Below are 15,743 nucleotides of genomic sequence, written 5' to 3'. Positions count from 1 at the left end.
TCCCGCGATACGGGTTGAATCGCCCGTTAGACAAGAAACGTAGGCAGCATCCAGGGTCGAAGTCAACGGACTTCTCCTGTGATGTAGCTTTCAGATTCCGTATCGCGGGAATTGGAGGCATGGTGAACATCGCACAGGAAGCGCCCACCGCCGCGCGCTTCAGCGTCGAGGACAAGTCGCTTTTGATCACCGGCGCCACCGGCGCTTTGGGCAGCGTCGCGGCCCGGGCGCTCTCCGAAGCCGGCGCCCGGCTGACGCTGGCCGGTGGCAACGCCGCGGGCCTCGACGCACTCGGCATCGACGACGCCGCGGTGGTCGCGCGCCGGCCCGACACCCCGGCCGACGCCCGGGCCATGGTGGAGGCGGCGGTCGCCCGGCACGGGCGCCTCGACGGGGTGCTCGTCGCCTCGGGCATGAACCACGTCGCCCCCATCACCGAGATGGCGGTCGAGGACTTCGACAAGGTGATCGACGCCAACGCGCGGGGCGCCTGGCTGGTCTGCCAGGCGGCCGGACGGGTCCTGCTCGAGCAGGGGAGCGGCGGCAGCGTCGTGCTCGTTTCGTCGGTGCGCGGATCCCTGGGGCACGCCGCGGGCTACAGCGCCTACTGCCCGTCGAAGGGCGCCACCGACCTGCTGGCCAAGAGTTTGGCCGCCGAGTGGGGTCCGGCCGGCATCCGGGTGAACGCGCTCGCCCCAACGGTTTTCCGCTCGGAGCTTACGGAGTGGATGTACGCCGACGACGAGAAGGGCCGCGCGACCCGCGAGGCGATGTTCGCGCGAATCCCGTTGCGCCGCTTCGCCGAACCGGAGGACTTCGTCGGGGCACTGATCTATCTGCTGAGCGACGCGTCCAGTTTCTACACCGGCCAGGTGATGTACCTGGACGGCGGATACACGGCGTGCTGAAAGGAACCGACATGAGCATCACGTGGCCGCTCGGCGAGGCCGAATCGAAGCTGGAGTTCTACGACCTGTCCCACCCGTGGGGTCACGGCGTGCCGGCCTGGCCGTACTTCGAGGACGTCAAGATCGATCGTCTGCACAACATGGCCAAAAGCCGGGTGCTGACCCAAAAGATCACCACCGTAATGCATTCCGGCACCCACATCGATGCGCCCGCGCACGTCGTGGAGGGCACGCCCTTCCTGCACGAGATCCCGCTGAGCGCCTTCTTCGGCACCGGGGTCGTGGTGTCGATTCCCAAGGAGAAGTGGGGCGTGGTGACCGCCGACGACCTGGAGAGAGCCACGCCCGAAATCCGGCCCGGCGACATCGTCGTCGTCAACACCGGCTGGCATCACAAGTATGCCGACAGCGCGGAGTACTACGCCGACTCCCCGGGTTTCTACAAGGAGGCCGGCGAGTGGTTCGCTGCCAAGGGCGTCAAGGCCGTCGGCACCGACACCCAGGCGCTCGACCACCCGATGGCGACCTCGATCGCGCCACACGGACCCGCCGAACACACCGGCGGGCTATTGCCCTGGGCGGTAAGGGAATACGAGGAGCAAACCGGCCGCCGGGTGCTCGACGACTTCCCGGAATGGGAGCCGTGCCACCGCGCGATCCTGTCGAAGGGCATCTACGGCTTCGAGAACGTCGGCGGCGACCTGGACCAGGTCACCGGCAAGCGCGTCACCTTCGCGGCGTTCCCGTGGCGCTGGGTCGGCGGCGACGGCTGCATCGTGCGGCTGGTGGCGATCGTCGACCCCACCGGCGGCTACCGCATCGAGACGGGCCGGGCGGCGTGAGTTCCGACGGGGCCGGGATTCAGGTCATCGCCCGCGCGGCGGAGATGCTGCGGCTGCTGCAGGCGCACCCGGGTGGGCTCAGCCAGGCCGAGATCGGCGACCGGCTGGGCATGGCGCGTTCCACGGTCAGCCGGATCCTCAACGCGCTCGACGACGAGGGCCTGGTCGCCGCGCGCGGGGGCCGCGGCGGGTATCGGCTGGGGCCGGAGATCGCGCGGATGGCCGGCACCGTGCGCCTGGGCGTCGTAATGGACGTACACCCGTTCATGGAGGAGCTGTCGCGCGAGCTTGGGGAGACCGTCGACCTGTCGATCCTCGACGGGGACCGCGCGACCTTTGTGGACCAGGTGGTCTCGCCCCACCGATTGCGGGCGATCAGCGCGGTGGGTGAGTCGTTTCCGTTGCACTGCTGCGCCAACGGCAAGGCCATGCTGGCCGGCCTGCCGCCCGAGCACCTGCCGAGCCGACTGGCCCGGCTGACCCCGAACACCATCAGCGGCCCCGCGGCGCTGCGCAAGGAGCTCGAGCGGGTGCGGACCGAGGGCGTCGCGTACGACCGCGAGGAGCAGACCGAGGGCGTCTGCGCGGTGGGCGCGCTGCTCAAGGGCGCGACGGCGGACACGGTCGCGGTCAGTGTGCCCGTGCCGGCGCAGCGCTTCTACGGCCGCGAAGCCGAGCTCGCCGCGGCCCTGTTGGCCTGGGTCGAGAGGGTGGACGCCGCGCTGGGGAAGGTCGATTAGGAAGGTGGCCGGTCGGCTGCGGTAGGCTTTCGACCTGCTGCCGGTGATCCGGCGGCTCCGGGCTGTGGCGCAGTTTGGTAGCGCACTTGACTGGGGGTCAAGTGGTCGCAGGTTCAAATCCTGTCAGCCCGACAACATGAATACTTTGCCCGAAGCGTGGCTAGCCGAAACGTATGGCTGCATGCCCGGCGGCAAGATTAGCCACCGTACCGGGCCACGCGAGTTTCAGAACCCGGTGTGCCTAGCCATGAGACAGCAGATCAGGCGGCGGTGGACTGCATCCGGCGTTTTTGCTTAAGCATGGCTTTTGCGACGAGCATCGACAATGCGGGCGAGAACCGCTCCAGGTACCAGAATGCCTTCCACCGCGTCGGCAACACAATGATCGCGTCTCCCCGCAACACGGCACGAAGGGCGCGCTCGGCGAACCGTTCGGGTTTTGAAGTTTCTAGAAAGCGTTCTATTGGTCCCGGTGCCATCCCCCGATGTCTGTCCGTTAGCACCATCGGAGTCGAGACCATGCCAGGACAAAGCACCGATACCTGCACGCCATGGCGCTCGGCCTCGATGCGCAACGACTTGGAGATCCCGACAATGGCGTGCTTGGTGGCGGCGTAGCTGGCCGGCACTGCGCCGGTGGCGAGACCGGCGATCGAGGCTGTGTTCACGATGTGGCCCGAGTGCTGCCCGATCATGATCGGATAGACCGCCTGGATGCCGTGCACCACGCCGCGCAGGTTCACATCGAACACGTCGTTCCAGTCATCGAGCGTGTACGAGTCGACCTCACGGTCAACCAAAATGCCTGCGTTGTTAAACAGGTAGTCGATCCGCCCGGACTGCCCTACCGCGTCGGCGACGGCACGCTCAAACGATGGGTAGCAGCGCACATCCAGCTCAATCGCGTGCGCCTTTGTGCCACCCCGCTGAGGCGTTGCGCCAGGTCCCGCGCGGGGCCGACCTGACGATCGGCGATCCAGACCTCGGCGCCCCCATCGACCAAGTTGGTCGCCAACGCGGCGCCAATGCCGGACGCCCCGCCGGTAACGAATGCAACCTTGCCCGACACGGTCGATGCCATTGGCGAAAGATGATCGCTCGCCCTTGCAGGGTAATTGCCAGCCTGTCGGTCAGATAGTGGCACCGTCGGCGGCCTCTCGTCCGAAGTTCACGATTCAGCGCACCTGTCCGGGTCGATGTGCTCATCCGATGATGCGTGCCGTTCGTGGACCGGCAACGACGTCATCCGTGGATAGAGGATCGCTGGACCGAGCCATCGCGCAACAAAGCGGCGCAGTGCGCTTCCGTCGCGCTGCCGCTTTCCGGGATCGGTCAGGAGCGAATGCACTGTGCGCAAGGTCATTTCGGCAAGCTCATTGAGCGCGGTGGCGTCGAAACCGTGAAGCTGCCAATCGACGTCGAGGCGGTGGAAGGCCGACAAGCAGAAAATGATCGCTGTATCGGAGGTGAGCGAGGTGGCAGCTTCGCCCCCGGGTGGCCGGGTAAGTAGCTTCTCCAACTGTGGATCGCCGGTAAGGTTCTCCACTGCGAACGAGATGATTTCGACGATCGCAGTGACCGGGTCGCTGAGGCCGCTGACGTGGTCTACAACTTGGTCGATGAAACCGTTGACCGCACGCATCGCGCTGGCGATGAGCAGCGCGTCGGCGTTGGGAAAGTACCGGTATACCGTCTGACGAGTGACTCCGAGCCTTCGGGCGACGTCGGCAAGCCGTATCGCCGATCCGTGTTCAGCGATCACCTCGTCTACCGCATCCAGAATGCGGGCGATTGCCTCCTCGTCCGAGGCGGGTGTGACACCCGCCCAGCCGCGACTACGCATCCGCTGCCACAAGCATTTCGCTGTCGAACTCGATCTCAAGTGTCGTGGGGCCGGTCATTCCGAGCAGGGATTTCCACGGCGCCGGGGCGATGCGGTGGGGTGCGGTGAGACGTCGGGTGAGGATTGTGAGTGCTTCCGCCAATTCCCGGCGTGCGAGGTTCGCCCCCAGGCAGTAGTGCGCACCACCACCGAAAGTCAAAATCGCAGGTGAGTCGTTGCGGGCGATGTCGAAGCGATCGGCATCGTCATAAATCGCCGGATCACGGTTGGCCGCAAAGGTGTTCACGACGACCAAGGTGCCCGCCGGGAACGTGCAACCACCGAACTCGGCATCCTCGGTGGCGGCTCGCACTGCGATACAGACCGCGGGCGAGTGCCGCATGCTCTCCTCAACCGCCTGCATCGCAAGCTCTGGTTGCTCACCGAGCTTCGCCCATTGATCCGGATGCTCGCACAGCACCTGCACCGACGCGGCCAGTTGGTTTCGCGTCGTGTCCGTCCCCGCCATCAAGAAGCCAGCCACCAGCATGCGCAGTTCATCCAGATTGAGCCTGTCGCCCTCGCTTTCGGCGCGTATGAGCTCAGACAACAGATCATCAGTCAGATGCCTCCGGCGTGCGGCGACCATGTCATCCACGTAGGCGTCCAGTTCGCTCCACGACCGCATGATCGCGGCTTCATCGAAGGTGACGTCGGGCTGAAAGTTGAAAGCCTTGAAGATCTGGTCGGTCCACTGTGCGAAAAGATGCCAGTCTTCCCGAGGCGCACCGATCAGCGCACACATGATCGGGGTGGGATAGGGCCGCGCGATGTCGGTCACCACGTCGCAACGACCGGCCTCTACCACTTGATCGATCAGCTCGTTCACCACCTCGTGGATGGTGTCCTGAAGGCGTGCGGTCGAGCGGGGAGTGAACGCCCTGGACACCAGCTTGCGTAAGCGAGTATGTGGCGGACCGTCGAGACCGAGAAGGCTGCTCATCATCTTGTCGTATAGCGGACCTGAGGTGACGCCCTGCGCTGCCAGTGTGAGGCCGGGTGGCAAACGAAACCTGCTGTCGCGCAGGATATCCCGAGCCAAATCGTAAGTCAGTATTTCCGGACCGAGCGGGCCAATGGCGATGGGCGCACGCGATTGCGCAATTCGCACATCTTCGAGGATGTCCTGCGGAGTGGCGGTGAAGTCGTAGCTGAACGTGGGCAGGCCAGCTTCGAAGACGTTGGGAGCGGCGCTACTTACGTTCATCGCGATATCTCACATTCCATTGATGCCCCGACTGGCCAAGGCGCGGACAATTGCGCCTAAAGTGTATGACCATGACGCTGAGCTCGTCAACGCACAATGGTTTCCTCGCAGCTCATCATCCCTGCTGCCTGGCGAGGTCATACGGATTGTCGCCTGACGTCCGCGTCGCTGCGAGGGCAGTAGTTCATCGAGACCCTCGGTGCGGTCCGTCTCGCGCCAGACTGCCCGACGCCCACTTTCGCATCAGTCTCAAAGCGGTCGCGGCGACGTCGAGCGTCGTCCGACGCGAGTCGCGAACGCACCTCGGCGTGCAGGGCGCCCGTACCGCCATTCGGTCAATTGGCCGTGAATTTCCGTGCTTGTTCGTAGCTGTGCTTGGAAACGTTAATCCGTTGTGGCACAACGCTTAAGTAATACGCCCACAGACGCCTACGGATACTGCCGTTATGTCTGGGGGTCAGGTGGTCGCAGGTTCAAATCCTGACAGCCCGACAACACATCAGGAGTCAGCCACTCCGTTTCGTCAACCCTCGCCGGACGAATTCGGTTGCCGCGTGGATGATGGCAACTGTGGGGACAAAACCGTGCGCGGCGTTGATGGGTGAGCGTGCCGCTTAAGCGCGTCGACGAACTCAAGCCCGGCGACCGGATCCGGATGAAGATCGGGCACGCCACCGTCGTCGCCACCGAACCGCTGGGCGATGACCAGACTCTGCTCACGTTCCTCTATGGGACGAAGAGGCCCGCGGACAATGCCGTCACCGTGGACGTCCTCGACGATGACGAGTGGGGCTGGTAAATGAGGCGGCTACTGCGTGGCCACGAACGAGAAACTCCCGGTGGAGATCAGGTCCGGGTCGACGACGCAGCGGGTGCCGTCGACGTTCGGCTGTCCCGACGCCACCTTGGCCGCCGCCGCGGCACCGGCGGCATTGCGGGTGGGACCCCAGCCCCCGACCAAGCCGTGACCGTTGTCGGAGAGGGCCACACAGCCGCCGCGGCCTTCGGCGAGAACGTGGCAATCGGTTGCGCCGTGCTTCTCGGCGCAATGGCTGACCGCGTACGACTCGACGTCAGCCAGGCTGGCGTGACTGCCGCCGACGGTGACATCGACGGCGTGGGTGGAGTCCGACCCCGCGATCACGATGAAGCCGCCCTGGGCCTGTGCCGGCGCGGCCAGTCCGACGGCACAAACAGCAAGGATCACCGCGGGAACAAGAGGCTTGAACACATGCTTCCTTTCACATCGTGTTCCGGCAGAAGGCGTGCCGTACTCCTACGGTGCGGGTTCGACGGCGGGTGTGCGTCGTCATTAACAAGGCCTTGACACGGACGTAGCAAATCTTCACAGTGACCGGTCGGCGACCGCTGAGGCGCGAGGCGGCGCCGGCAGGCGACCGTTCCGCTGATGCTTTGCTGTGGCAACATTCCACGCCGTAAATGCGGAGAAGGTCGGGCGAACGCCCTAGGCGCCAAGGATGATGACGTCATGGACGTTGAACTGGGAGGCTGGCTGGCCGCCGGCGAATACTTCGACTACCTGGGCTTCAACATCTTCTACCGCGTCGAGGGCAGCGGACCCCCGCTGCTGCTGATCCACGGGTATCCGTTCAATTCCTTTGACTGGGCATCGATCTGGCCGAAACTCACGCAACGGTTCACCGTCATCGCGCCCGACATGATCGGCATGGGGTTTTCCGAGAAGCCGGTGGCCTACCAATACGCGGTGACCGACCATGCCGACATGCATGAGGCTTTGCTGGCGCACCTCAACGTCGGCAACGCGCACATCCTGGCCCATGACATCGGCGATTCGGTGGGCCAGGAGATGCTGGCTCGGCACGAGTTCGGTCAGCAAAGCTACGGCGCGCTGCGCATCGATTCGATCACGTGGCTCAACGGTGGAATGTTCATCGAGGCCTACACGCCCAGGACGGCGCAGAAGCTGATGTCCGGCACCCCGTTGGGCGACGTCTTGAGTCGCGTCCAGAACAGTCCCGTGTCCCGTCGGCTGCTGGAACCGACGCTGCGCGAGATGTTCGGTCCGAACACCAAGCCGACCCGGCACATGATGGAGGTGTTCAACCAGATCCTGGACTACAACGACGGCCGCCGCGTCCTGCACAAGGTCGGCCGGTTCATCAACGATCGCTACACCCACCGCAACCGCTGGGTGCGCGCCATGCGGCAGACCGCGGTTCCGATGCGGTTGATCGACGGGCCGATCGACCCCAACTCCGGGGCCCACATGGCGCGCCGCTACGCCGAGGTCATTCCCGAACCCGACGTGGTGATGCTCGCCGACGACATCGGGCACTGGCCACAGATCGAGGCGCCCGACGCGGTGGTGACGCACTTCCTCGCCCACGTCGACCGCGTCGCCGCCGGCTGAGCCAGAAGCGGTGGGCTAGCCGTGATGCGGCGGTCGCTCGTCGCGGAGCCGGCCCTCGTCCGACGCCGCGCGCATCTGCTCCTCGTCACCGAACCTCTCCAGATCCTCGGGCGTGACGCGCGCCCGCGGGGGCTTCGGCGAGGCCGGCGGCCGGGTTGGGGGTTCGGTGGGCACGAGGCGATTATCCGCGCCCCGGCCGACTACTGGAAAGCCGGGAGAATGGTGCCCGAATCCCGAATCTCCCAGATGCTGGCTTTGGTGATGCCGTCGAAGTTGATCTTGTTCAGCGTTGCCCGCGAATACGTGAGGTCGATCGCGACGTGCGTCGCGGTGTTGCCGTACGGGTCGGTCATCGGGAAGGTGCCCTGCACGTTCACCGCGGACGCGTCGGGATAGGTCGCCCTGGCGTATCTGAGGATGTCGATAGTGTCCGTCCGGGCGCCGTCCTTGATCATCTGCTCGGTGTAGTTGTCGCGGATGGCAAATCGCGCGTCGACCACGTCGCCGTCCGGGCCCGGGGTGGTGGTGAAGGTGACGCCATCGGGCTTCTTGGGACCGGCCGGTGTCGACGGCGCGGCCGCGGTCGATTCCGGCGGTCCCGCCGCGGCCGAACTGCTCGGAGGGGGCGATTGACCGTCCTTCTTCGGGTCGAAAACCCAGCTCTTGCCGACGATGACGAGGAGGACCAGGGCGCCCAGCGCCGCCAGGGCCAGGGCCGCCTTCCCGCCGGGGGAGTCCTTCTTCGGCGGTTCGGTGGAGAACGCCCACTCGGTGGTCCAGTTGGTGCCGTCGAAATACCGTTGCAGCCCGTGGCCCACCCCCGCGGGATCGGGATACCAGCCCGGCGCCGACTTAGGCGGGGGCGGCGCCTGTTCAGGTGGCATCTATCCATTTTCGTCGTGACGGGGGCATCTCGGCTACCGGCAGTCCTGACCTTTGGAAACGGGTCCGTTTCCTAAGCTGTCATGCTCGCACGCTTTCAGTCCTCGCGGTCGGGCTCGGTGAGTTCCGGCGCATTCTCACGGGTCGCCATCCCGCCCTCGCGGCCTTGATCCGCCGGACCCGGGGGGTCACCGTTCGGCCCGTCGTCGTCCTTCTTCGAATGCTTGCCCATCACAGCTCCCTTCGTCGACCGAAGGACTACCCGCGCCGTGCACCGTCGACGCGACGTGAACCCGAGATGGCCCGGGCGTGACGGTTCGGCGTGACGTCCGACGTTCGACGCGTCGGTGTGCCCGGTTCGGGCTATGAATCTAGGAGTGAGCAGCCACGTGAACCTGACCCAGCAGGAAAGTTCCTTGATCGGCGAGAGTCACCCCGAGGCCCTGACGCGCATGGACGAGCAGTCGCTGAAGGACCTGCAGAGCCGCCTCAGGCAAGCGCGGGAGAAGAACTTCAGCTTGTTGCGGCGGCAGGGTGCGGCCCGGGTGGAGGCCGAAGGCGCCCGCGGCGCGGTCCAGCCGGCCAGCGAGAAGCGCGGCGAAAAGGTGGAGATCTTCGACGCGGCGCTGGCCCGGGTGAGCGAGCGGCTGGGTTCCATAGCTGACGCCGGGCAGCCGGACAGCTAGACCGCAGCGGCCAAGTAGGCGGCCAGCGGGCGAAAATTCATGGTTTAGAAGTGGCATGCGTTGGGCACACAGCGCCATGATTGCGCGTCGCTTTTCCCGCTTCCTCGGTTGTGCGGTGGTCGGGGTGTCAAGCGCTGGCGCTTCGGTCCTTGCTTCCGCGATCCCGGTCGCCTCCGCCGGGCCGTGTCCGGACGTCCAGGTGGTGTTCGCCCGCGGTACCGACGACCCTCCGGGTCTTGGGCCGACCGGACAGGCATTCGTCGATTCCGTGCGCCCGCGCCTCGGCGCCAATTCGCTCGACGTGTATCCCGTCGACTACCCCGCCACCCATGACTGGACAAGCGCGGGGGAGGCGGGCGTCAGGGACGCGGGCGCCCACGTCGTCTCGATGGCCCGCGACTGCCCCAACACCAAGATGGTGCTCAGCGGCTATTCCCAGGGGGCCGCCGTGATGGGCTTCGTGACGTCGGCCGCGGTACCGGCCGGGATCGATCCGGCGAGCGTACCCAAACCGATGGACCCCGAGGTGGCCAACCACATCTCCTCGGTCGTGCTGTTCGCATTGCCCAGCGACAAGGCGATGAGCTTCTTCGGCGAGCCACCGGTCGTCATCGGCCCGCTCTATCAGGCCAAAACCATCCAGGTATGCGCTCCGGGGGACCCGATCTGCTCCGAGGGAATGAATTTCGCCGCGCACGACACGTACTCGACCAACACGGCGATGATTGACCAGGGTGCCGCGTTTGCGGCCGGTCGCCTTGGCGAAGGCCCCCGCGGTCCGGTAGGTGTAAGTCCCGGCGCGCCGACGACCGCCGTCGCGTTCCCGGGCCCCGCCCGTTGACTCGGGCTCGGGTCACGTGAGCCAAATCGAATATCAAGGCGCACAACCGCTTCCGCGTCCAAGTCGGATCGAGCGGCGGTGGGTTCGGACCGGCGCGAGCATAATCGGGTGGTGGACTCACACCGCGACGTCGTAGCGCAATTTCGCCGGCTCCATCAAGAGGGGTGTTTCGTCATCCCGAATCCGTGGGACGCCGGCTCCGCGATCGCGCTCGCCCGGCTCGGCTTCCCGGCGCTGGCCACGACGAGCGCCGGCCTGTGCTTCGCGCGCGGTCTGCCGGACACGGTGACCGCCCTCTCCGTCGACGACGCACTGGACAACATCGCCGAAATCGTGGCCGCGGTCAGCGTTCCCGTCAACGCGGACTTCCAGGCCGGTTACGCCACCGACGCCGGGGAGCTCGCCGACAATGTGGCGCGCTGCGTGGCCACCGGCGTGGCCGGGCTCTCCATCGAGGACGGCACGGGCAGCGACCGGGCGCCGCTCTTCGGACTGGCCGAGGCCACCGATCGCGTTCGCGCCGCGCGTTCGGCGATCGACGACTCGGGCGCCGACGTCATGTTGACCGGCCGCGCGGAGTGCTTCCTCTACGGCCACCCCGATCCGCTCGCCGAGGCGATCAGGCGGCTGCAGGCCTACGCCGAGGCGGGAGCCGAGGTGCTCTTCGCACCCGGCATTCGTAAGAAAGAGGACATCGCGGCCCTCGTCGACGCGGTGCGGCCGTATCCGGTCAACGTTCTGGTGTCGTCCGACACGGGGTCGACCGTGACCGATCTCGCGCAGCTAGGGGTGCGACGGATCAGCGTGGGCTCGGCCTTCAGCCGGGTCGCGTGGGGCGCGTTCCTGGCCGCCGCGCGAAAGCTGATCGAGGACGGGTCCTTTGGGGGACTGGCGGGAGCCAGCGGCTTCGACGAGCTCAATGGGCTGTTCACGGAACGGTCGAGCTAGGACACCTTCCGGAGATCGGCGAGGGAATTCTTCAGCCCACCGTCCAGCCGGATCTGCACCGCCGCCACCGCGACCATCACCGCGGCGGTCACCAGGTGCACGACCGCGTCGGTGACGTTGTTGGGAAAGGTGAAGACGAAGGCGACCTGGTGCGAGAAGAAGGCCCAAATGCCCGGCAGCGCACCGGCTATCGCGGCGATCAACAGATAGAGCACGGCCCACGACTTGCGCATCGCGAACACCAGACCCGGGGCGAACAGGGCGAGGCCGGCGACGGCGTGCCAGCCGTTGTAATCCATGCCGAGCAGTTGAACGGTCGGCGCCGTTGGCCCCGTGGCGAAGCTGGGATTGATGACGAGGCCGGCCACGGCCTGGACGACATGGAAAGCGCAGATGATCAGCAGCCCGATCTGGGCGAAACTCCACCTCACATTGCACCTCCTTGTGCACGGTGGGATAGCCCGAATACTACGCGCGGTAGTAGACCGTGACAACGGGTGCGGGCGCGATCGCTACGAAGTGCTGTTCCGTTCGATCCATTGGGTCATCGCGTCTTCGAGCGCGGTCGCGACCTCCACGCCGGCCGCGTCGGCGGCCTGCTCGAACCGCTCGACCAGCTCGGTGTGGATTGAGGCGCCCAACTTGGTGCGCGGCGGTTTCGGCTTCGGCGGCAGGTCTACGGGCACATGTCGCGCGACGGAGGCGTCGATGATTTCGCGAAGCGCGGGTATCTCGTCGAGCGCTTTGGTGAGTTCGTCGCGTTCGATGCGCAAGACCTCCGCCGGCCCCATCGTCGTCACGGTCGCGGAACGCAGTTTGCCCCGGTGCAGCGCCGATTCGCCGATCACCTCACCCGGCCCGAGCACGGCGATGCGGTCCCGGCCCGCGTAGACGCCCACCTCTCCGCTGAGCAGGATGTAGCAGGAGTCCGAGGGCGTCTGCTCGTGAATCAGCGGCAACGGGGCCGACGTCGAAGTGCGGTGAGCCACCCGGGCGAGGCGCTGCAGTTCGGCATCCGAGAACTTCTCGAAGGTGGCGTACTGGCGTAGCCGACGAGCGTCTTCCAGATATTGCTTCTCGTCGGCCTTCATAGCGAACTCCTGACGTGCGATGTGACGCTACATCGAGGAGCGTAACGCGGATGGGCGGCGTAACTCTAGATCCGGCCCCCGCCGGAAGACGTCGCAGTCAGTTCCGCCCGGGAAGCCTCATCACCGCACGCACCACAGGAACCAGCGACTTCTGCCACAGCGTGCTCGGAATGCCAAGGGGCGGATCGAGATTGAACACGCGGGCGGTTGCGATCGTCTGCGATTCGGTGTACTTCAGCAGTCCCTCGGGACCGTGCCGCCGGCCCACCCCGGACTGGCCCATCCCGCCCATCGGCGCGCTGAGGCTGCCCCAGGCGAACGCGTAACCCTCGTTGACGTTCACGGTCCCCGAGCGCAGCCGGGCGGCGATCTGCTGGCCCTCCGCGGAGGAGCCGGCGAACACGCTGGCGTTGAGCCCGTACTCGGTGTCGTTGGCCTTCTCGACCGCCTCGTCGACGTCGGCGACCGGGTAGATCGACACCACCGGCCCGAACGTCTCGTTGGCCGCGCACTCCATCTCGGGCGTTACGTCGGTGAGCACCGTCGGCTCGTAGAACAGCGGCCCGATGTCGGGTCGGGCTTTGCCGCCGGCAACCACCTTGGCGCCCTTGGCCTTTGCGTCGTCCACGTGGTCCGTCACGGTGTCCAGCTGCCCCCCGGAGATCAAGCTGCCCATGTCCACCGAGAAGTCATAGGCGGTCCCCAGCTTCATGCTCCGCACCGCGGCGCCGAACTTGCCTACGAATTCGTCGGCGATGTCCTTCTCGACATAGATCCGTTCGATGGAGATGCACAGCTGGCCCGCGTTGGAAAAGCATGCCCGGGTGGCCGCCTTGGCGGCCTTGTCGAGGTTGGCGCCCCGCGTGACGATCATCGCGTTCTTGCCCCCGAGCTCGGCGGAGAAGCCGATCAGCCGGCGGCCCGCGTGCTCGGCGAGTTGCCTGCCGGTGGCGGTCGAGCCGGTGAACATCAAGTAGTCGCAGTTGTCGATGATCGCCGTGCCGACCACCGAACCCGGCCCGGGGACGATCGCGTAGAGCGCGCGCGGCAGGCCGGCCTGATAGAGCAGCTCGGCGCAGGCCAGCGCGCAATACGGGGTCTGGCTGTCCGGCTTGAGTACCACCGCGTTGCCGGCCAGCAGTGCGGGCACCGAATCCGACGCCGTCAGCGTCATCGGGTAGTTCCACGGCGAAATGACCCCGACGACGCCCTTGGGCTGGTAACAGACCGTGGTCTTGCCGACGCCCGGGAGCAGCGACTGCACCGTGCGCGGCTTGAGCAGGTCGGCGGAGACCCGCACGTAGTAGTTCGCGTTCGCCATCAGGTCGACGATTTCTTCCTGCGCCGCCCAGCGGGCCTTGCCGGCCTCGGCCTGCAGCAGGTCCATCAGGAACTCGCGGTGCTCGACCACCAGGTCGCGATAGCGGCTGATGACGTCGATGCGCTCGGCGACGGGACGCGCCGCCCACTCGATCTGCGCCGCGCGCGCTTCGGCGAACGCCGCCTCGACGTCGTCGGCCGTCCCGATCGGGATCGTGGTCAGGGGTTTACCGGTGAAGACCTCGTCGATCGTCTTCGTCGGGCGCGCGGCGAGATCCTTGATCGCGGCCAGCTGACGCAAGCGGTCGAACACCTCGGCTGACGGTGCGGGCATGTCGTTACCTCCCAATGAGCACGGCGGCCAGGCCACCAGCCTATCCGTCTGGAACGCCGCGGCGGCCGTCACATGCGCCCGTACGCGAGCGCCATGACGAGGAAGAGCGCTGCGAACAGAAGCAACATCATTGCCAACGGGTCGATCAGCTCGAACAGCATGTGATCACAACCGCTCGATGCCGGGCACTAGTTGGTGCTCGCGAGGTAGGCCCCGTACGGCACCGCGTCCAGCAGCGTGACGGTCAGCCCGACGCCGCTGGGCAGTAGGTAGGCGCGCCGCTCACCGGGACGTGCGCCTGCGATCGCGGAGCCGAGCGGGGAATTGGTCGAGTAGACCTCCACGTCGCCGTGCTCGGCGCCGCGGGCACCCAGCAGGAAGGTCTCGATGTCGCCGGTGTCGTCGTAGCGCACCGTCAAAACCATCCCGGGTTCGGCGATTCCGTCGTCGGGGGGATCCTCGCCGACTACGGCGTGGGCCAACAGATCCTGAATCCGTTGCATCCGCAGCCGCCAGGCGCGCCGCACCGCGACGGCGTTCCCATCGGCGTCATCGCCGACCGCGTCGCCGTCGCAGAGTTCGCGCAGGGTGGCCAGTTCTTGCCGCAGCCGCACGTAGGCCTGCGGCGTAAGCCAAGTGGGTTGCACGCTGGTCATGTTCGTTTCCTTTCTCATGCGTCAGCGAGGATCAATGGTCCCCTACGGGACACGTTGCGCGCCTTGGCATTGCGTGATGGGCCGGGGTAGGGAGCCGCGTTGAGCAGCGTCACGAGCCGGCCCGTCTCGTGGGGGATCGCGTAGATGCGTTGCTCGCCGGGGCGAGCGCCGGCGATGCACCGGCCCAGCGGCGACGCCATCGAATACACGTTGATGTCGGCGTCCTCGGCGCCGCGGCGGCCGAGCAGCAGCGTCTCCGTTTCACCGCTGGCGTCGTAGCGAATGGTCAGCACCATGCCCGGGCCCGCGGTCCTTTCGCGCGCGGGGTCGTCACGGACGGCGGCGGTGGCCAACAGGTCTTCGATCTCGCGGATGCGTTCCCGCCGCGCCGCGGGGCGGGCCGCGCGGTCACCGCCGTAATCCATGGCGTCGTCGGGGACTTCGATGCTGCGCTGGGAGCGCAACGCGGCGAGTTCGTCCTGTAATCGGCGGCGCTGCCGCGAAGTGATGTAGGCCGGGGTGAAACTGGTCATCTGTTATTTCCTTCCTCGAGTAGGGTGTCGTCAGGGGCGGGCCGTCGTGTGGCAGCCGTCCCTGACGACGCGAAGCCCGCGCCGGGCAGGTCTTGATCGGGCCGTGTTGCGCCAGATAAGCTGTGCGTCAACCAATCTCCGTTTTCGGGCCTCGACTCTTAACTCCATGGTGACCCATGTTGCGGTCGGGGCGCTTGACCGGATCGAACAATGCCGGTGTGGGCCATTGTCGAGGGCCGACAACACGCTCGCCGTATCGCCGCCCTCAGCTCACTGCGGGCCGACGAGCCGGTCGAAGTCGTGTTGCCATCTCGCGTAACGGATTCGGTCGAGGGCATAGCGGGCGCCGGCGAAGGAGGCCGCGACGGGCAGGGTCACGGCGAGCCAGATCGCCACGGCGATCGCGACCGCCTCGTCGGCCGGTGACATCTTCGGCCGGGTAACCGGCGCGCCCCGGTCGTCGACCCAAATGTCTATCTGG

At 66.4% G+C, this 15,743-nt stretch carries 19 protein-coding genes, 1 tRNA gene and 2 pseudogenes; 9 read left to right on the top strand and 13 right to left on the bottom strand.

Going from position 1 to position 15,743, the window contains the following annotated elements; genetic code table 11:
• Positions 1-122: 122 nt before the first annotated feature.
• The 4 genes from A9X03_RS10360 to A9X03_RS10345 all read left to right on the top strand — a co-directional run bounded on the left by A9X03_RS10360 (position 123) and on the right by A9X03_RS10345 (position 2,622).
• Positions 123-908 carry an SDR family NAD(P)-dependent oxidoreductase gene (locus tag A9X03_RS10360; RefSeq protein ID WP_369831272.1) on the top strand — a complete coding sequence of 262 codons (786 nt, stop codon included), beginning with the start codon at positions 123-125 and terminating at the stop codon, positions 906-908.
• 11 nt (positions 909-919) lie between these two features.
• Positions 920-1,750 (top strand): cyclase family protein, encoded by an 831-nt coding sequence (locus A9X03_RS10355; protein ID WP_067891703.1) that lies wholly within the window; start codon positions 920-922, stop codon positions 1,748-1,750.
• Complete coding sequence (locus tag A9X03_RS10350; protein ID WP_067750389.1) at positions 1,747-2,490, top strand: IclR family transcriptional regulator; 744 nt, start codon at positions 1,747-1,749, stop codon at positions 2,488-2,490. Before A9X03_RS10355 ends, A9X03_RS10350 begins: the two co-directional genes overlap by 4 nt.
• 58 nt (positions 2,491-2,548) lie before the next feature.
• Positions 2,549-2,622, top strand: a tRNA-Pro gene (locus tag A9X03_RS10345).
• Between the two features lie 128 nt (positions 2,623-2,750).
• Here A9X03_RS10345 and A9X03_RS10340 read toward each other — a convergent pair.
• The 3 genes and pseudogenes from A9X03_RS10340 to A9X03_RS10330 form a co-directional block, all read right to left on the bottom strand.
• A pseudogene (locus tag A9X03_RS10340) lies at positions 2,751-3,571 on the bottom strand (SDR family NAD(P)-dependent oxidoreductase).
• 87 nt (positions 3,572-3,658) lie between these two features.
• Positions 3,659-4,333, bottom strand: coding sequence for a TetR/AcrR family transcriptional regulator (locus tag A9X03_RS10335; protein WP_068260912.1), 675 nt, complete (start codon positions 4,331-4,333; stop codon positions 3,659-3,661).
• The gene (locus tag A9X03_RS10330; protein ID WP_068260909.1) at positions 4,326-5,579 is read right to left on the bottom strand and encodes a cytochrome P450; all 1,254 of its coding nucleotides are present in this window, start codon (positions 5,577-5,579) and stop codon (positions 4,326-4,328) included. Before A9X03_RS10330 ends, A9X03_RS10335 begins: the two co-directional genes overlap by 8 nt.
• Before the next feature lie 601 nt (positions 5,580-6,180).
• Between A9X03_RS10330 and A9X03_RS10325 the strand changes: the two genes are divergently transcribed.
• Positions 6,181-6,378, top strand: a complete 198-nt coding sequence (locus A9X03_RS10325; protein ID WP_067750399.1) for a hypothetical protein — start codon at positions 6,181-6,183, stop codon at positions 6,376-6,378.
• 9 nt (positions 6,379-6,387) lie between these two features.
• Here the strand turns inward: A9X03_RS10325 and A9X03_RS10320 are convergent, their stop codons facing one another.
• A complete protein-coding gene (locus A9X03_RS10320; protein WP_067750401.1) occupies positions 6,388-6,810 on the bottom strand; it encodes a DUF4189 domain-containing protein in 423 nt (140 codons plus the stop codon).
• 258 nt (positions 6,811-7,068) lie between these two features.
• Between A9X03_RS10320 and A9X03_RS10315 the strand changes: the two genes are divergently transcribed.
• The gene (locus tag A9X03_RS10315; protein ID WP_068260906.1) at positions 7,069-7,971 is read left to right on the top strand and encodes an alpha/beta fold hydrolase; all 903 of its coding nucleotides are present in this window, start codon (positions 7,069-7,071) and stop codon (positions 7,969-7,971) included.
• Positions 7,972-7,986: 15 nt separating this feature from the next.
• Here the strand turns inward: A9X03_RS10315 and A9X03_RS29755 are convergent, their stop codons facing one another.
• From A9X03_RS29755 to A9X03_RS30615, 3 genes are all read right to left on the bottom strand, one after another.
• Entirely contained in the window at positions 7,987-8,145 is a 159-nt protein-coding gene (locus A9X03_RS29755; RefSeq protein ID WP_197499177.1) for a hypothetical protein, read from the bottom strand.
• A gap of 26 nt (positions 8,146-8,171) precedes the next feature.
• The gene (locus tag A9X03_RS10310) at positions 8,172-8,855 is read right to left on the bottom strand and encodes a DUF2510 domain-containing protein (protein ID WP_067784235.1); all 684 of its coding nucleotides are present in this window, start codon (positions 8,853-8,855) and stop codon (positions 8,172-8,174) included.
• 95 nt (positions 8,856-8,950) lie between these two features.
• On the bottom strand, positions 8,951-9,085 hold the full coding sequence (locus A9X03_RS30615; protein WP_255396724.1) for a hypothetical protein: 135 nt from the start codon (positions 9,083-9,085) through the stop codon (positions 8,951-8,953).
• A gap of 145 nt (positions 9,086-9,230) precedes the next feature.
• On the opposite strand from A9X03_RS30615, the gene A9X03_RS10305 reads away from it, so the two are divergent.
• From A9X03_RS10305 to A9X03_RS10295, 3 genes are all read left to right on the top strand, one after another.
• A complete protein-coding gene (locus A9X03_RS10305; RefSeq protein ID WP_231969347.1) occupies positions 9,231-9,539 on the top strand; it encodes a hypothetical protein in 309 nt (102 codons plus the stop codon).
• Positions 9,540-9,615: 76 nt separating this feature from the next.
• Positions 9,616-10,380 (top strand): cutinase family protein, encoded by a 765-nt coding sequence (locus A9X03_RS10300; protein WP_067750412.1) that lies wholly within the window; start codon positions 9,616-9,618, stop codon positions 10,378-10,380.
• Between the two features lie 111 nt (positions 10,381-10,491).
• Complete coding sequence (locus A9X03_RS10295; protein ID WP_068260915.1) at positions 10,492-11,328, top strand: isocitrate lyase/phosphoenolpyruvate mutase family protein; 837 nt, start codon at positions 10,492-10,494, stop codon at positions 11,326-11,328.
• Here the strand turns inward: A9X03_RS10295 and A9X03_RS10290 are convergent.
• The 6 genes and pseudogenes from A9X03_RS10290 to A9X03_RS10265 all read right to left on the bottom strand — a co-directional run.
• On the bottom strand, positions 11,325-11,759 hold the full coding sequence (locus A9X03_RS10290) for a DUF4383 domain-containing protein (RefSeq protein WP_068260904.1): 435 nt from the start codon (positions 11,757-11,759) through the stop codon (positions 11,325-11,327). The genes A9X03_RS10295 and A9X03_RS10290 overlap by 4 nt on opposite strands.
• Positions 11,760-11,840: 81 nt before the next feature.
• Positions 11,841-12,419, bottom strand: a complete 579-nt coding sequence (locus A9X03_RS10285) for a cyclic nucleotide-binding domain-containing protein (RefSeq protein WP_067750416.1) — start codon at positions 12,417-12,419, stop codon at positions 11,841-11,843.
• A gap of 97 nt (positions 12,420-12,516) precedes the next feature.
• The gene (locus tag A9X03_RS10280; protein ID WP_067750417.1) at positions 12,517-14,073 is read right to left on the bottom strand and encodes a succinic semialdehyde dehydrogenase; all 1,557 of its coding nucleotides are present in this window, start codon (positions 14,071-14,073) and stop codon (positions 12,517-12,519) included.
• 188 nt (positions 14,074-14,261) lie between these two features.
• Positions 14,262-14,729, bottom strand: a complete 468-nt coding sequence (locus A9X03_RS10275) for a GreA/GreB family elongation factor (protein WP_067750419.1) — start codon at positions 14,727-14,729, stop codon at positions 14,262-14,264.
• 14 nt (positions 14,730-14,743) lie between these two features.
• A complete protein-coding gene (locus A9X03_RS10270) occupies positions 14,744-15,262 on the bottom strand; it encodes a GreA/GreB family elongation factor (protein ID WP_068260899.1) in 519 nt (172 codons plus the stop codon).
• A 270-nt stretch (positions 15,263-15,532) separates the two neighbouring features.
• Positions 15,533-15,743: pseudogene (locus A9X03_RS10265) on the bottom strand (hypothetical protein); the annotation flags it as partial.

This window comes from Mycobacterium sp. E1715 (genome assembly GCF_001667625.1).
Classification (GTDB): Bacteria; Actinomycetota; Actinomycetes; order Mycobacteriales; family Mycobacteriaceae; genus Mycobacterium.
This window is presented reverse-complemented; position numbering and strand designations above follow the sequence as displayed.

Excerpts from the sequence above, each read along its gene's own strand:
- A9X03_RS10285 (WP_067750416.1), bottom strand. The coding sequence starts at position 12,419 with ATGAAGGCCGACGAGAAGCAATATCTGGAAGACGCTCGTCGGCTACGC.
- A9X03_RS30615 (WP_255396724.1), bottom strand. The coding sequence starts at position 9,085 with ATGGGCAAGCATTCGAAGAAGGACGACGACGGGCCGAACGGTGACCCC.
- A9X03_RS10335 (WP_068260912.1), bottom strand. The coding sequence starts at position 4,333 with ATGCGTAGTCGCGGCTGGGCGGGTGTCACACCCGCCTCGGACGAGGAG.
- A9X03_RS10275 (WP_067750419.1), bottom strand. The coding sequence starts at position 14,729 with ATGACCAGCGTGCAACCCACTTGGCTTACGCCGCAGGCCTACGTGCGG.
- A9X03_RS10330 (WP_068260909.1), bottom strand. The coding sequence starts at position 5,579 with ATGAACGTAAGTAGCGCCGCTCCCAACGTCTTCGAAGCTGGCCTGCCC.
- A9X03_RS10355 (WP_067891703.1), top strand. The coding sequence starts at position 920 with ATGAGCATCACGTGGCCGCTCGGCGAGGCCGAATCGAAGCTGGAGTTC.
- A9X03_RS10300 (WP_067750412.1), top strand. The coding sequence starts at position 9,616 with ATGATTGCGCGTCGCTTTTCCCGCTTCCTCGGTTGTGCGGTGGTCGGG.
- A9X03_RS10280 (WP_067750417.1), bottom strand. The coding sequence starts at position 14,073 with ATGCCCGCACCGTCAGCCGAGGTGTTCGACCGCTTGCGTCAGCTGGCC.
- A9X03_RS10310 (WP_067784235.1), bottom strand. The coding sequence starts at position 8,855 with ATGCCACCTGAACAGGCGCCGCCCCCGCCTAAGTCGGCGCCGGGCTGG.
- A9X03_RS10270 (WP_068260899.1), bottom strand. The coding sequence starts at position 15,262 with ATGACCAGTTTCACCCCGGCCTACATCACTTCGCGGCAGCGCCGCCGA.
- A9X03_RS10315 (WP_068260906.1), top strand. The coding sequence starts at position 7,069 with ATGGACGTTGAACTGGGAGGCTGGCTGGCCGCCGGCGAATACTTCGAC.